The organism is Hyphomicrobium sp., from assembly GCF_035548195.1.
Taxonomy (GTDB): Bacteria; Pseudomonadota; Alphaproteobacteria; order Rhizobiales; family Hyphomicrobiaceae; genus Hyphomicrobium_B.
The window spans coordinates 68,277-83,222 of the sequence record NZ_DASZTY010000033.1; the positions used below are offsets into that span (position 1 = coordinate 68,277).

A 14,946-nucleotide genomic window follows, 5' to 3' on the forward strand; every position below is an offset into this window, starting at 1 on the left:
GGCTTTATGCCGAGGATCCATTCAGCAGCAAACGCCTCCATATGAGGATTGATGGATCCTCGGGACAAGCCCGAGGATGACAGCAAAGGCAACAAATCGAGTGCGTATCTGCCGTGGCGCGTCAAACGCCTTCGACGACGGTAATGTCGATCGCGCCCGCGCCCTGGCGTAGCGCTTTCGCTTCAGCATACTCCGGAGATGTTGCGTAACCGTGGGCGTGCTCGTAGCTCGGAAATTCGAGCACGACATTGCGCTGCGTGCCATTACCTTCGACGACTTCGCTGCGACCGCCTCGGACAATCGGTTTGCCTTCGTATTTATCGAGCGCGATTTTCGACTTGGCGACGTAGGCGGCCCATTTCTCCGGATCGGTGACGGTGGCGTGAGCGATGACGTATCCCTTTGGCATTGCGGTCTCTCTAATTGGCCTAGTGTTCAACAGCGAGGCATAGCCGGACCGAGGCAGCTTTCGCAACCTGCGTTCAGGACGACGAAGTGTTCGGGCATCGTTAAGGATCGAGGATCGGTCTGACGGCGCCGAGGCTGGCGTCGCTGCTCGGACGTGGCGTCCGGGTTTGGTTCTGAGCGACCGTGCGCTTGGTCGTGTCGGTCGATCCTGTCGTCCAGGCAAAGCTCGACAAGAAATCAGCGTTTGCCTTTGCTTGCAAAACGTACTTCATCTTCTTGCCTTGCGCTTCGAGATCGGGATCGTTTTTGACGAGACGCTTTGCTAAACGCGGCGACAAGGGTGCAAGGCGTTTGCCGATCACGGGTGGGCACGGCGCATACGGGTCCATGCCGATAGGGGTAAGCGAATTAACGACATAGCGCTTACTGCACATGCCGATTTTCGGCGGCTCGCGCGTTTCTCTGAAATCATCGTAAGCCTGTTTTAACGGCCCCCAAGTGCTGCGCGCGGGGTTGCCGGCGTGGCGCTTCATGTTCGCAGCCGTCATGCGGAACGGAAAGATGTGGATCGGCACCGAAGATTCGCCGGAGGCCAACGCATCCCGCACGAAGGCATAGATTTCCTCAATCAGCTTATCCGACATTGCAAAGCAGCCGACGCTGCGGCAATCGCCATGCACCATGATGTAGGCGCCGGTTCGTCCAAGCGCGCGGTCAAGTGCGTTCGGATAACCGATGTTGAACGCGAGGTGATATTTGCTGTCGGGTTTCAGAGCGCCGAGCGTCACGCGATAGAAGCCCTCAGGAGACATGCTATCACCCTGCGTCTGTTTCGGGCCGAGCGTGCCGCCCCAGTTGCAGACGGGAAACGTCTTGATCAGCGCATAACGTCCGTTCGTGCGCGCCTTCCAGACTTCAAGCTCGGATTCTTCCTTGAAGACGCGGATGTAGACCGGCGCTTCGGGCAGGATGTCTTTCATGATGAGAGCGGCTTCGGTGGTCGGGGGAAGCGGCTTCTCGGCGTCGGCTTCTCCAGCCTGCGTCAGCCTCGGCGCGGACAGCGCCAGAACAACGAATAGAGCCGCAGCGAGCACGCACCCGCGCTCTAGGAAACACCAACGCATAACTGCCTTTGAACCCCGCCTAAACCTGGCCTCCGGGCGGCGTTAACCTAACCCGATGGACGGTTAATTCCCGGTATACGGCGCGTGTGGGCTCAACATGGAAAGAGCACGGCGAGGATGTGGCAGCATCGCCGTTAGAAGCGGTTGTCCGCTAGTGCCTGAGCAATCTCGTCTATGATTTGTTTGGCAACATCGGCCGGGTGTTCGGCATTATAAATGGGTCGACCGACCACAACGTAGTCAGCGCCTGCTTTGATAGCTTCTGCCGGAGTCACGGATCGTGTTTGACCTTCGGCGGCATAGCCCACCGGTCGAACACCCGGAACTTTGATTATAAAACCTTTACGGGTGGCTGCTCGAATAGCCTCAGCTTCGCGACCCGAGGCTATTACCCCATCAAAGCCTGCAGCGTCCGCCATTTTTGCGCGGTGTACCGCAAGATCTAATGGAGACCAACCAGCGAGTCCTTCTTCGAGCAAATCGTCTTGACTTTGATCTGTGAGTACAGTGACCGCCAGCAATTTGAGAGTGTCCGGGGCGCCATCATCCAACGCCTGCAGCCTGCCTGCGACGGCAGCGTCAAGTGCTTTTCGATTTTTGCCGTGAACGGTCAGAAAATTAAATTTGCTTCTCGCCACATTGGCTACGGCTTTTTTGATCGTATTCCCGATATCGAGCAGCTTCATATCGAGAAAAACTTCGTGGCCGTCCGCGCGAAGGTCGCGAGCCAGCTTGAGCCCACCTTCGCTCATCACGAGTTCTAACCCTATTTTGAATACGCCAGCGTTTCCGGCCAAACGTTTGATGAGCTTGCGAGCTTCATCAACGGTTGGCTTATCCAAAGCAACGACGAGTTTTTTCTTTGCCTCAGCTTCACGAGCTTGAGATTGGGGAAAGTGAGGCACGTCGCCTACCCAGTCTTGGAATCCAGACTCGCCCGAGGCATCAAATGCCATAGCTGCCACCGATTTAGGAGTTTAGCATGCAACGCGAAAATCGCTTGCTTTGATGCGGCTTATAAATACGCGGCCGGCGCGAATCAAGTTGCGCGCCTCTTTTGTGCATGATCACCTTTGAAGCAGCAACCGAACGAAAAGTATTTATTTGTTGGTGAATCGAAATTGCATCATCGAACAAACCATAAACATGGAATTACCCGTGCAGGACGCGTGCGGCGCGGGCGAGCTTCTGAATTACTCTCTTCAATTGTTCCTGTTGATCCTTGTTTTTCAGATGTCCGTGCTCGTCATAGGCGTCGGCGGCGCGCGGGAGCAGAAACTGATCGGGCAGAACGAGCGCGCCGATGCCAAGCTCAAGAACCAGCCGTAGTTGGGATAGGCCGCGCAATCCGCCTGTGCCGCCGTTGGAAGCGGAGCCGAGTGCGAAGACACGCGTTCGATAGACTTCCATCGGCGCTTCGCCTTCGTCGCGGATATGGCTGATCCAGTCGAGCGTGTTCTTTAGAAGCGGCGTAAACGAGGCGTTGTATTCGGGGCTGAGGATGAAAACGCCGGTGTGGGCCTTCATCAGATTTTTCAGCTTGTGGGCGTTCTCCGGCTGGCCCTCGGCCGCTTCAAGATCGCCGTTATAAAGCGGCATCGGATAGTCCGCGAGATCGGCGAATGTCGATGGGATGCTGTTTGCTTCGGCGATTGCGGCGCCGAGGCGCGCCAGGCGCTTATTGAAGGAATTTTGCCGTGCACTTCCGGCGAAGAAGAGCAGGCGTGGATCGGGTCGCGCGGCAGGATCGGTCATTGGAAATCAAATATTATCCGAAGCAGGGAAGTCGTCATGATCAAGGCGCCGAACCCTAATGAGGGAACGGACATTAGGGAATAGGGGCTAAGGTGCGCTCCTTAACCGGCTTTGCCTTCGAAGAATTCTTTGACGCGCGAGAAAAAGCCGGCGCTCTCAGGGCTGGTTTCTTTGTGGCTGGCGCGCTCGAATTCTTCGAGCAGCTCGCGCTGACGGCGGGTGAGGTTCTTCGGCGTTTCGACATCGACCTCGATGTACATATCGCCTGTCATCTTGGCGCGCAGAACCGGCATGCCTTTGCCGCGCAGGCGGAACTGCTTACGGCTCTCGGTGCCTTCTGGAATTTTGACACGCGTCGTGGTGCCTTCGAGCGTTGGCACTTCGATCTGACCGCCAAGAGCTGCCGTCGTCATCGAGATGGGAACCTTGCAGAAGACGTCGGCGCCATCGCGCTGGAAGAATTCGTGCGGCTTGATCGAGAGGAAAATGTAGAGATCGCCGGGTGTGCCTCCTCGGAGGCCGGCTTCGCCTTCACCCGCCAGCCGTATTCGAGTGCCGTCCTCGACACCGGCGGGAATGTTAACCGACAGCGTCCGTTCCTTTTGCACGCGCCCCGCGCCGCCGCAGTCGGGGCATGGATTGTCGATTGTCTCGCCGCGTCCCTGACACGCGGGACAGGTTCGCTCGATCGTGAAGAAGCCCTGGCTGGCGCGGACTTTTCCCATGCCGCCGCACGTCGCGCAGACCTTCGGTTTTGTGCCGGGTTTGGCGCCGGTGCCGGTGCAGGTTTCGCATTTGACGCTGGCGGGAACGCGAATTTGCGCGGTCTTGCCCGTAAAAGCTTCGCTCAAAGTAATTTCGAGATTGTAGCGGAGATCGGCACCTGCCTCGCGACCCGTGCGGCCGTGGCCCTGACCGCGTCGGCCCCCGCCCATGAACTCGCCGAACAGGTCGTCGAAGATGTCGGACATCGAGGACGCAAAGTCGGGTCCGAAGCCGCCCGGTCCGCGGCCGCCCATGCCACCTTCAAATGCCGCGTGGCCGAACTGATCGTAAGCCGCGCGCTTTTGGGGGTCCTTCAATGCCTCGTAGGCTTCGTTCGCTTCCTTGAAGCGGCGCTCGGCCTCTTTGTCGCCGGCGTTGCGGTCGGGATGGTATTCTTTTGCGAGTCTGCGATAGGCGGATTTGACTTCCTGCTCGGTCGCGTTTCGCTTCACGCCGAGAATTTCATAGTAATCGCGCTTGGCCATGGGTGCGCTGTTCTGTGACCTGTTTGCAAAATGAACTGGCTAAGCGAGTGCAATCGCATAAACAACTACATTCTTTCGCCCCCGGCTCGCCTGCGTCCCCCGTATAGCAGGGAGGTCGCAGTGACCCGGGGGCGATAAACTCTTAATCGGCGGTTATGCCGACTTCTTGCGGTCGTCCTTGACTTCTTCGAAATCGGCATCGACGACGTCGTCGCCGCCCGAAGGCTTGTCGCCGCCGGAGGCTTCTTCTCCGCCTTCGACGCCTTCAGCGCCGCCCTTGGCGGTGTAGACGGCTTCGCCGATCTTCATCGCGACCTGGGTCAGAGCCGCTGTTGCCGATTTGATTGCCTCGGCGTCCTCGCCCGCGATTGCCGATTTGGCCGAAGCAATGGCGCTTTCGACCTCATCCTTGATCGCAGCGACTGCCGGGATCGATGCGTTCTCGCTGAGCGATTTTTCCGTACCGTGGACCAGCGCCTCTGCCTGATTGCGAAGCTCGACGAGCTCGCGCCGCTTCTTGTCTTCGGCGGCATGCGATTCCGCGTCCTTCACCATTTTGTCGATGTCGGCATCCGAGAGACCACCGGACGCCTGGATGCGGATTGACTGCTCCTTGCCGGTTGCCTTGTCCTTCGCCGAGACGTGGACGATGCCGTTCGCGTCGATGTCGAACGTGACCTCGATCTGCGGCACGCCGCGCGGAGCCGGCGGGATGCCGAGCAGGTCGAACTGACCGAGCATCTTATTGTCGGCCGCCATTTCACGCTCACCCTGGAAGACGCGGATGGTGACGGCGTTCTGGCCATCTTCGGCGGTTGAGAAGGTCTGGCTCTTCTTCGTCGGGATCGTCGTATTGCGGTCGATCAGACGCGTGAAGACGCCGCCGAGCGTTTCGATGCCGAGCGACAGTGGAGTGACATCGAGCAACAGAACGTCTTTGACTTCGCCCTTGAGGACGCCGCCCTGAATCGCAGCGCCGATTGCGACGACTTCATCGGGGTTGACGCCCTTGTGCGGCTCCTTGCCGAAGAGCTGTTTCACGACTTCCTGAACTTTTGGCATGCGCGTCATGCCGCCGACGAGAACGACCTCGTCGATTTCGGCAGCCTTGAGCCCCGCGTCCTTCAGCGCCTTTTCACATGGTGCCTTGGTGCGATTGATCAGGCCTTCAACGAGGCTTTCGAGCTTGGCGCGCGTCAGCTTCATCGTTAGATGCTTCGGACCCGAAGCATCTGCGGTTATGAACGGCAGGTTGATTTCGGTCTGTGGCGCACTTGAAAGCTCGATCTTGGCTTTCTCGGCGGCTTCCTTCAGGCGCTGGAGTGCAAGTTTGTCGGAGCGAAGGTCGATGCCCTGCTCCTTCTTGAACTCGTCGGCGAGGTAGCTGACGAGCACCATGTCAAAGTCTTCGCCGCCGAGGTGCGTGTCTCCGTTCGTCGACTTCACTTCGAAGACGCCGTCGCCAATTTCCAGGATCGACACGTCGAACGTGCCGCCGCCAAGGTCGTAGACGGCGATCGTCTTGGCGTCTTTCTTCTTATCGAGTCCGTAGGCCAGTGCCGCGGCCGTCGGCTCGTTGATGATGCGGAGAACTTCGAGGCCCGCGATCTTGCCGGCGTCTTTGGTTGCCTGGCGCTGGGCGTCGTTGAAGTAGGCGGGGACGGTGATGACGGCTTGCGTAACTTTTTCGCCGAGTTTGGCCTCGGCCGTTTCCTTCATCTTCTGAAGGATGAAGGCGGAAATCTGCTGCGGCGAATATTGCTTGCCGTGGCTTTCGACCCAGGCATCGCCATTCGTGCCTTTGACGATCTTGTATGGGACCAGCTTCAGGTCCTTTTCGACTTCGGGGTCATCGAAGCGGCGGCCGATGAGGCGCTTGATCGCAAAGAACGTATTGGTGGGGTTGGTGACGGCCTGACGCTTGGCGGGCAAGCCAACGAGGCGCTCGTCATCGGCGGTAAATGCAACAATGGAGGGCGTTGTGTTCGTGCCCTCGGAATTCTCAAGGACCTTGGGTTTCCCGCCTTCCATGACGGCGACGCACGAGTTGGTCGTGCCGAGGTCGATCCCGATAACTTTAGACATTCTCGTCAATCCTTCTCAGTTGCGGCAGACCGGGTGGACCCTGTTTTGGCATCCAGCGTGCCGGCCCACGAGGGGCTCAAAGCACCGGTCCCCAGGATTTCAATGGTGTGACCGACGGTTATATAAGGCGCTGTTTTCGGCGTGCAACGGCTTAACGGCCTGCTTGAAATCAACTTTAAGGCCACTCTGTTTCGCGGCGCCAGCACTGTCGATCCCAAACGCGTTCGATTTCGGGCCATTTCCGAAGAATTGATCGGATTCGAAGCTATCTGTGCGATGGCGAGGCGACTCTGGGTCGCCACCAGGAATTTCTCGCGAAAAGAGGTCGCAGTTCCCGAAATTGCTCCAGCGAGTGCAACAGGGCGTGAATCTCAGGCGGCCGGCGGAGCCTCAGGCGTGTCCTGCTTCGCCGCTTTCGGACCGCCCTTCGAGACGACGACCATAGCGGGACGCAGGCAACGATCCTCGATCAAGTAACCAACTTGAAAGACTTGCAGAACGGTCCCGGCGGGAACATCGGCGTTCTCCTGTTCCATCACCGCCTGATGATGATGCGGATTGAAGGGTTGGCCGACTGGGTCGATGACGACGATGCCATGCCTTTCGAGCGCGCCCCGATAGTCGCGCTCGGCCAGGATCACGCCATCAAGCAGCGTTCTGAGTGCCGGATCGGTTTCGATCGCTTCCTTCGGAACGGCGGCGATCGCGCGTTGAAAATTGTCGCCGACGGTCAGCATGTCCTTTGCGAATTTGGAAATTGCGTACTTGGCCGTTTCTTCTTTTTCTTTTTCCAGGCGGCGTCGTACGTTCTCTGTCTCCGCAACTGCGCGCAGATACTGATCCTGCTTGGCGGCAAGCTCAGTCGATTTTGCTTCGAGCTCGCCCTGGAGCGCGGCAATCATCGCTTTGAGTTGCTCCGGTAAAACCTCGCCGTCTTCGGGCATCGGCAGCGGAGACGTCTGCTCTTCCATCGGCTTTTTATCGTCGCTCATGTTTCTCTTCGCTTGGGATTGAAAGGGTCCCGATGCGGGACACGAACGGGTCAGGGGATATCGGCTGCGCCGGGCTAAAAATCAAGGCGGTTCAAAAGCACGTCGCCTGCTTGGGGCTTGATAGCATCAGGGAATGAGCCGGCTTACAAGTTTCGCTGTATAATCGACCATCGGAATGATGCGGGCATAGTTGAGACGGGTCGGCCCGATGACACCGAGTACGCCGACGACGTGGCGGGTTTCGTCCCGAAAAGGTGCAACGATCAACGATGATCCGGAGAGCGAAAACAGCTTGTTTTCCGAACCGATGAAGATGCGGACGCCTTCCGCTTTGTCGGAGGCACCGAGAAGCTCGACGATGTCCTGCTTTGTTTCGAAGTCGTCGAACAGCTGGCGTATACGTTCCAGATCTTCGGCGGCGGTAACGTCTTTCAGCAAATTGCTTTGGCCGCGGACAATCAGGCTCTTGCGGTCGTCTCCTACGCCGGACCATTCCGCAAGTCCTGCGTGGATGACTTTTTGCGCCAACTGATTGAGCTCGGCCTTGGCCGCCTCAAGCGACTTCTGCAACTCGGCTTTTGCTTCGGTGAGGGTCATGCCGCGAATGTGGGTATTCAGAAAGTTCGAGGCTTCCTGAAGCGCAGACGGCGGCAAGCCGTCCGGGAGCTTGATGATACGATTTTCGACATTCTGGTCTTCGTCGACGAGGACAACGAGGCCTCGGCCCGGTTCGAGCGGCACAAATTCAATATGGCGGAGGCGCGCAACTTGCTTCTCAGCCAGTACGACGCCGGCACAGTGGCACAGGCCGGAAATCAGCTCGCTGGCTTCGCTGAGGAGCTGATCGACGGATTTATCGCGGCGGTAGGCAATCTGAGCCTCGATCTGACGGCGCTCTTCAGGCGTCACGTCGCCGACCTCCAACAATCCGTCGACGAACATCCGTAATCCGAGCTGAGTCGGCAGGCGCCCGGCAGATGTGTGAGGAGAGACGATCAGACCAAGATGCTCCAAGTCCGACATCACGTTGCGGATGGATGCGGGCGACAGGCTTATCGGCAGGGCGCGGGCCAGGTTGCGCGAGCCCACGGGCTCGCCTGTCGCGAGATAGCTCTCGACGATGCGCCTCAGGATCGTGCGGGACCGCTCATTGAGCTGCTGCAACCGGCTTTTGCCGTCAAGCAGAGCTGCGGTCAGGATTTGATCGTCCATTTTCACGCCCGGAGTCTATGAAATAGAAGTCGTTTTCGTCAAATCGACTTGCGAGGTTTCCGGCTTTAGGGTTGAAGGGCCTGGGCGACTTCTTTAGCCTCCAATGACATCATAAGGTTTTCAGGAACAATATGCGACCTTCCAAACGCAAGCCCGATGAGCTGCGCCGCGTTTCCATCGAGCGTGCGGTGTCCAAGCATGCCGAAGGCTCCTGTCTGATCAAATTCGGCGATACGCATGTGCTCTGCACGGCGAGCCTAGAGGAACGTCTTCCGCCTTGGCTTAAGGGTCAGGGCCGGGGCTGGGTCACTGCCGAATACGCGATGTTGCCGCGTTCGACGCATGAACGGTCGCGGCGCGAAGTGACGAGCGGCCATCCCTCCGGACGGACGCAAGAAATTCAACGATTGATCGGCCGGGCGCTTCGCGCGGTGGTCGATTTGCCGAAACTCGGCGAACGTCAAATTACGGTGGATTGCGACGTCATTCAGGCCGACGGCGGGACGCGCACCGCGGCGATCACAGGAGCCTGGGTTGCTCTTCATGATTGCATCCAATGGATGAAAATGCGCGACATGGTGAAGGATGCGGTGTTGCGCGATCACATCGCGGCGGTATCGTGCGGGATTTATAAGGGCGAGCCGGTGCTCGATCTCGACTATGCCGAAGACAGCAATGCGGATGCCGATTCTAATTTCGTGATGACCGGGACGGGCGGTATCGTCGAGGTGCAAGGAACGGCCGAGACGACGCCGTTCACCGAAGAACGCTTTGGCGAATTGATGATCCTTGCCAAGAAAGGCATCGCGGAACTTGTTCAATTGCAGAAACTGACTGTTGCGTAATCAAGCGCTCGGGTGACGAGCAATGTTTGGAGAGTTCGCACTGCTGGCCGCTGCGATGTTTGCCGGAGCGGCGCTTTACGTGAGCGTCGCGGAGCATCCGGCGCGCCTTGCGCTTAACGACGCCGCGGCGCTGGCGCATTGGCAAGTCAGCTATCCGCGCGCCGCCGCGATGCAGGCGACTCTGGCACTCATCGGCTCGGTGCTCGGCGTTCTCGAATGGCTCGTGACGGGCGATGCGCTCTGGCTGCTTGGGGCGATCGTGCTATTTGCCAATTGGCCGTACACATTCATCTGGATCATGCCGACGAACCGGATGCTCGGCGAGGCACCGGTTGATCGGGTCGGTTTGGCTGCGAGCTTACCTGCCGCACGCATCGAGCTTGAGAAGTGGGGTCGTATGCACGCCGTGCGGACGACGCTTGGCCTCGTCGCCACCGGGATATTCGTATGGCTTCTGGTGTAGATAGGGCTGCGGATACGCTTTCGATCCTGGAAACCGTTCTCTATGCGCGCGACCTCGCTACTGTCGCAGATTTCTACGAACGCGTGCTGGGGCTCGAATCGGTCGCTTCCGTTCCCGGGAGGCACGTTTTCTTTCGTTGTGAAGGGCAAATGCTTCTGATTTTCAATCCCGACGCGACCCAACAGCCACCGAAGCCGGGAACGCTTCCCGTCCCGCCGCACGGCATGGAGGGCGAGGGACACGTCTGCTTTCGTGCGTCGGCTGACGGGATTGCTGAATGGCGTGCGAAGCTTGTGCGGGCGGGCGTCGATATCGAAGCCGACTTTGCGTGGCCGAGCGGCGGGCGATCGATTTATTTCCGCGATCCGGCGGGAAACTGCATCGAGTTTGCGGAGCCGCGCATCTGGGGGCTTTCGTAATGCAGTCGCTGACGAAAGGGACGAAACTCGTCGTGGCGAGCCATAATCCCGGCAAAGTCTGGGAGATCAACCAGCTGCTGGCGCCTTACGGGCTCAATGCGGTTTCGGCAGGAGAACTCGGGCTTTCCGAGCCAGAAGAAACCGAGACGACATTCCAGGGCAATGCACGCCTCAAGGCGATTGCGGCGGCGGCCGGTTCGGGGTTGCCTGCTTTGGCGGATGACTCGGGGCTTGAGGTCGATTGTCTCGATGGTGCCCCCGGCGTCTACTCGGCGCGCTGGGCCGGTCCTGGGAAAGACTTCAGCGTCGCGATGAAAAAGGTCGCCGATGAGATTACGACTCGCGGCGGGTGGGGCGAGCCGCCGAAAGCAAATTTCATTTCCGTGCTTTGCCTCGCGTGGCCGGATGGCGATACGCGCATTTTCGAAGGCAAAGTTTTCGGGCATCTCGTCTGGCCGCCGCGCGGCGGCAATGGGTTCGGTTATGATCCGATGTTCGTGCCGGAAGGCGCGGAGCAGACGTTCGGCGAAATGGAGCCTGCCGAGAAGTATGCGATTTCACACCGGACGCGGGCATTCGCTGTATTCAAAGCATCGACGCTTGAGCATTTGCAGCCGGTGAATGTCGATGAGCGACCGGCGCGAGGCCGCGATATTGCCGCGCTTTCCGCCGCAGCCGCGAGTCTTTCGACCAAGCTTGAAGCGGCGGCGTTTGTTACGCATTTGAAGGCCGATCTGAAAGCGAACAGGCCCGAATGGGTAAACGTGACGCTCGAAGATTATCTCGATGCGCTAGAGCTTCAGCTTAAGGACGCACCTGCATCGGAAGAACCCGCATGGCGGCAATTGGCGAAAGCGCTGCTGGCGGCGAGCGTGAAAAACCGATGAGAGAGGTTTCAATCAAATCCGAGCCCGCATTCGGCGTTTACGTGCACTGGCCGTTCTGCGCGCAAAAATGTCCGTACTGCGATTTCAACAGTCACGTGCGCTTCGGCGGTTGGGACGAGGCGCGATTTCTGGCGGCTTATAAACGCGAGATCGATTGGGTTGCGGATTTTATCGGTGCGCGTAGCGTCACGAGCATCTTCTTCGGCGGCGGTACGCCGTCGCTGATGAAGCCCGCCACGACGGCTGCCATCCTCGATCATATCTCGAAGCGTTGGGGTATAACGGCCGATGCCGAGATCACACTTGAGGCCAATCCAAATAGTGTCGAGGCGGCGCGCTTTCGCGGTTTCCGTGCGGCCGGCGTTAATCGCGCTTCGATTGGCGTGCAGTCGCTGAGGGACGATGAACTTCGCAAGCTCGGACGCATTCATACGGTCGCCGAAGCAAAGGCGGCGCTCGATATTGCGCGTTCGACGTTCGATCGCTTTTCGTTCGATCTGATCTATGCGCGGCCGAAACAGACGGCGGATGCCTGGCGCGTGGAACTCGCCGAGGCGCTGGCGCTCGCGGGCGATCACCTCTCGCTCTATCAACTGACGATCGAGCCGGACACCGCCTATGCCGCGCTCCATGCGGCCGGGAAGCTTGTCGTTCCGGACGATGAGTCAGCGCGGGTGCTTTATGAAATTACGGACGAACTGACGGCTACGCATGGCCTCACGGCTTATGAGGTTTCGAACTATGCGCGCGCTGGAGCGGAGAGCCGGCACAATCTTCTTTATTGGCGCTATGGCGAATATGCGGGCATCGGGCCCGGAGCGCATGGGCGGATCGTTGCTGGAGGCACGCGTCGCGCGACGGCGACGGAGCGGAATCCGGAGGCGTGGGCGGACCGCGTCGAGGCGGCCGGCAATGGTTTTATGGAGGTGGCGGAGCTAACGCTTGCCGAGCAGGCCGATGAAATGCTGTTGATGGGATTGCGTCTCAGCGAGGGCGTCGATCTCGATCACCTGGTCGCGCTCGGTAGAATGCGGCTCGATCCACATATTATCGCGGAGCTTGTCGCACTCGGCTTGCTGGAGTGGGCGGAGTTTGCAGGTATTCCAGCGAATTCTCTATCCGCGTCGGATCCTGACGCCGCCGATTTGATCCGCGCCTGCGCCGGGCCAGGGCTCGTGCCCGAGACGCCCGTCGTTCCCGCTGACGTACCTCGCAGGCTGCGCGCAACGCGCCCTGGCAGGCTCGTCTTGAACGCTGTTGTCGCCAAGCTCTCAGACGGTCTCGTTCCCGCCGCCGCATAGACAATGCCCCGAGCGCCATTTAAGCAGCGCCAATGCTTCGACGAATTTACGATTGGACGATGCGGATGGCGGGGGGAGAGCAAGCGCCCTGGGCGCTTGCGGCTGTCTCGTTCGCCGAAAGCTCGTTTTTCCCCATACCGCCGGACGTTATGCTGATTCCGATGGTGCTCAGCCGACGCGAAAAGGCGTGGTGGTATGCGACCATCGCGACGGCCGCGTCGGTTATCGGCGGACTGCTCGGTTATGCCATCGGCTATTTTCTTTATGATGCCGTCGGTCTACCGATCCTGAAGCTCTATGGCCGTGAGCACGCGCTGGATAGCTTTATGGCTTTCGTGCGCGACTATGGCGTTCCGGCCGTCATCATCAAGGGCATGACGCCGATCCCATATAAGGTCGTGACGATTGCGGCGGGCGTCGGCCATATGAACCTGCTGGCATTCGTCGGAGCGAGTATCATTGCTCGCGCCATGCGTTTCTTCCTTGTCGCGGGGCTGCTCTATTTCGCGGGCGAGCCTATCCGGGCTTTTATCGAGAAGCGCCTGACGCTTGTGACGACCGCCTTCTTCGTGCTTCTGATCGGCGGCTTCGTGGCGGTACGATACGTTTTTTAGGTGGAGTTAATAGCGATGGCGCTGATGGTCGAAGCAGAACGCGGGTCGGATTATCGGTTCGGGGCAGCGGCGCTCTTTCTTGCGATTGTGGCGATCCTGACGGCGCTCGGCTTTCAGTATATTGGCGGCTATGTCCCGTGCATGCTCTGCCTCTTGGAGCGCTATGCCTACTACGCGGGAATCCCGGTTCTGTTCATTGCACTTATTCTGGCGTCGGGCGGCTATCGGACCATCGCAGCAATTCTTTTTTTTATTGTCGGGCTCGCGTTTCTCGCGAATGCCGGGCTTGGCATTTATCACGCGGGCGCGGAGTGGAAGTTCTGGCCGGGGCCAGCCACTTGTGGCGGCGGCGAAAGCTTGTCGACTTCAGCGGGCAATCTGCTGAACGACCTTCAAAACATTAAAGTGATGAAGTGCGACGAGGCGTCCTTCCGTTTTCTCGGGATCTCGTTCGCCGGGTGGAACGTCGTTGCGTCGGCGTTGATCATGCTGCTGGCTTTCAAAGCCGCAGCCGTCGCAAGCCACCGGAAAGACTCCTGATTTTCCGCGTGGACATTGTCCACAATTCTCGCAATGCGCGAAAACGTTGATTTCGTTGCGGGCGCGATACTGTCAATCGAATACCATGGCGCGAACAGAATCGTGCCTTTCCGTTGCCTGAATGTGACGGCTATTCTTGCTTCGTTCGCGGAACACAAGGCTGGGTGGGGCCGTTCCAAGCGTCGAGGGAGTAATTTAGTGGCGTTCAAGTTGCGTCCTTTGGGATCGTTTCCCGAGCTGCCTGCCCTCGGTGGTCCTTCCGAGTTCGTTCGCGTCCCGTCTTTGAGTGCGCGTATGCGTTTGTTGCGTAGTGTTGTGTCTGAGTGCGGACAAACCCCGAAAGAGGCCTTGTCCGGGATCTTCCAAAAACTCAGGCGAACCGTCTCGACAAAAAAGTCCATGCGTATGTCCCGGCGGTTCGCCCGCACCGCGCCTCGTATCCCTCTTGGAGACGTGTCTCCTGGCGATGCGTGCGGATGGAGTTGGCGGCCGGTTGGAGATGTTGCGCGCGATGTTCTGAGACGCACAATTGTGCCGAAGGAAACAGATCGAACGCGTAATGCTCCGTAGTAGCGTTCCACATCGACGTTCGCGCGTTGATGTGCATGTCGCCTGTAAAGCGTTCAACAAAAACAGATTTGGAAAGCAGCCGGCTTTCCCAAAGAGCTGGCAGACACACGGAGCGTGATCGAGTTAGCCCTCAATCGAGACATCACGTGACAAGGTCTCGCGTAGTGGTGTCATAGCGCTCTGTGTGTCTGCCGCCACCTTGGGAACACGGATTGACCCATCAAAGTTCCTTAGCATCAGCGTTTAGCGGAGCTGCACCATGACCCTATCGGTCCCCGACTATCTCAGTCCTATCCAGTGGCATCAGGCCGTCGCTGTCAGCCGACAAGAGTGCGCGCGTATTTTTCGCGATGGAGGTGCGCCGCAGGATGCGCTTGCTGCGTTCGGGCTTAGTGGTAACGGTTCCGAAAATTGGGAACGTGTCGTCGATCAGATTGCATCGGAAATCTGCGCCCATCCGATGAAGCGGGCGGCATAGCGC

Annotated in this window: 16 protein-coding genes; 8 read left to right on the forward strand and 8 right to left on the reverse strand. The window is 58.8% G+C overall.

What is annotated here, in order from left to right; all coding sequences use genetic code 11:
• Positions 1-121: 121 nt before the first annotated feature.
• From VHB22_RS12740 to hrcA, 8 genes are all read right to left on the reverse strand, one after another.
• The gene (locus tag VHB22_RS12740; protein ID WP_325457353.1) at positions 122-409 is read right to left on the reverse strand and encodes a DUF1330 domain-containing protein; all 288 of its coding nucleotides are present in this window, start codon (positions 407-409) and stop codon (positions 122-124) included.
• Between the two features lie 100 nt (positions 410-509).
• On the reverse strand, positions 510-1,532 hold the full coding sequence (locus tag VHB22_RS12745; protein WP_325457354.1) for a murein L,D-transpeptidase family protein: 1,023 nt from the start codon (positions 1,530-1,532) through the stop codon (positions 510-512).
• Between the two features lie 134 nt (positions 1,533-1,666).
• A complete protein-coding gene (pyrF, locus tag VHB22_RS12750) occupies positions 1,667-2,488 on the reverse strand; it encodes an orotidine-5'-phosphate decarboxylase (RefSeq protein ID WP_325457355.1) in 822 nt (273 codons plus the stop codon).
• A gap of 196 nt (positions 2,489-2,684) precedes the next feature.
• Complete coding sequence (locus tag VHB22_RS12755) at positions 2,685-3,287, reverse strand: NAD(P)H-dependent oxidoreductase (RefSeq protein ID WP_325457356.1); 603 nt, start codon at positions 3,285-3,287, stop codon at positions 2,685-2,687.
• 101 nt (positions 3,288-3,388) lie between these two features.
• On the reverse strand, positions 3,389-4,537 hold the full coding sequence (gene dnaJ, locus VHB22_RS12760) for a molecular chaperone DnaJ (protein WP_325457357.1): 1,149 nt from the start codon (positions 4,535-4,537) through the stop codon (positions 3,389-3,391).
• Between the two features lie 153 nt (positions 4,538-4,690).
• Positions 4,691-6,622 (reverse strand): molecular chaperone DnaK, encoded by a 1,932-nt coding sequence (gene dnaK, locus VHB22_RS12765; RefSeq protein ID WP_325457358.1) that lies wholly within the window; start codon positions 6,620-6,622, stop codon positions 4,691-4,693.
• Positions 6,623-6,993: 371 nt separating this feature from the next.
• Positions 6,994-7,614, reverse strand: a complete 621-nt coding sequence (grpE, locus tag VHB22_RS12770; protein WP_325457359.1) for a nucleotide exchange factor GrpE — start codon at positions 7,612-7,614, stop codon at positions 6,994-6,996.
• A 126-nt stretch (positions 7,615-7,740) separates the two neighbouring features.
• Entirely contained in the window at positions 7,741-8,826 is a 1,086-nt protein-coding gene (hrcA, locus tag VHB22_RS12775; RefSeq protein WP_325457360.1) for a heat-inducible transcriptional repressor HrcA, read from the reverse strand.
• A 131-nt stretch (positions 8,827-8,957) separates the two neighbouring features.
• Between hrcA and rph the strand changes: the two genes are divergently transcribed.
• The 8 genes from rph (at position 8,958) to VHB22_RS12815 (ending at position 14,943) form a co-directional block, all read left to right on the forward strand.
• Positions 8,958-9,671 (forward strand): ribonuclease PH, encoded by a 714-nt coding sequence (rph, locus tag VHB22_RS12780; RefSeq protein WP_325457361.1) that lies wholly within the window; start codon positions 8,958-8,960, stop codon positions 9,669-9,671.
• Positions 9,672-9,693: 22 nt separating this feature from the next.
• Complete coding sequence (locus VHB22_RS12785; RefSeq protein WP_325457362.1) at positions 9,694-10,134, forward strand: DUF1772 domain-containing protein; 441 nt, start codon at positions 9,694-9,696, stop codon at positions 10,132-10,134.
• On the forward strand, positions 10,119-10,553 hold the full coding sequence (locus tag VHB22_RS12790; protein ID WP_325457363.1) for a VOC family protein: 435 nt from the start codon (positions 10,119-10,121) through the stop codon (positions 10,551-10,553). The genes VHB22_RS12785 and VHB22_RS12790 overlap by 16 nt, the downstream gene beginning before the upstream one ends.
• Positions 10,553-11,440 carry an RdgB/HAM1 family non-canonical purine NTP pyrophosphatase gene (gene rdgB, locus VHB22_RS12795; RefSeq protein ID WP_325457364.1) on the forward strand — a complete coding sequence of 296 codons (888 nt, stop codon included), beginning with the start codon at positions 10,553-10,555 and terminating at the stop codon, positions 11,438-11,440. The genes VHB22_RS12790 and rdgB overlap by 1 nt, the downstream gene beginning before the upstream one ends.
• The gene (gene hemW / locus VHB22_RS12800; RefSeq protein WP_325457408.1) at positions 11,437-12,741 is read left to right on the forward strand and encodes a radical SAM family heme chaperone HemW; all 1,305 of its coding nucleotides are present in this window, start codon (positions 11,437-11,439) and stop codon (positions 12,739-12,741) included. The genes rdgB and hemW overlap by 4 nt, the downstream gene beginning before the upstream one ends.
• 32 nt (positions 12,742-12,773) lie before the next feature.
• A complete protein-coding gene (locus tag VHB22_RS12805) occupies positions 12,774-13,355 on the forward strand; it encodes a YqaA family protein (protein ID WP_325457365.1) in 582 nt (193 codons plus the stop codon).
• Positions 13,356-13,370: 15 nt separating this feature from the next.
• Positions 13,371-13,895 carry a disulfide bond formation protein B gene (locus VHB22_RS12810; RefSeq protein ID WP_325457366.1) on the forward strand — a complete coding sequence of 175 codons (525 nt, stop codon included), beginning with the start codon at positions 13,371-13,373 and terminating at the stop codon, positions 13,893-13,895.
• 829 nt (positions 13,896-14,724) lie between these two features.
• Positions 14,725-14,943: a hypothetical protein gene (locus tag VHB22_RS12815; RefSeq protein ID WP_325457367.1), complete on the forward strand. Its 219-nt coding sequence runs from the start codon at positions 14,725-14,727 to the stop codon at positions 14,941-14,943.
• The last annotated feature ends 3 nt before the right edge of the window (positions 14,944-14,946 follow it).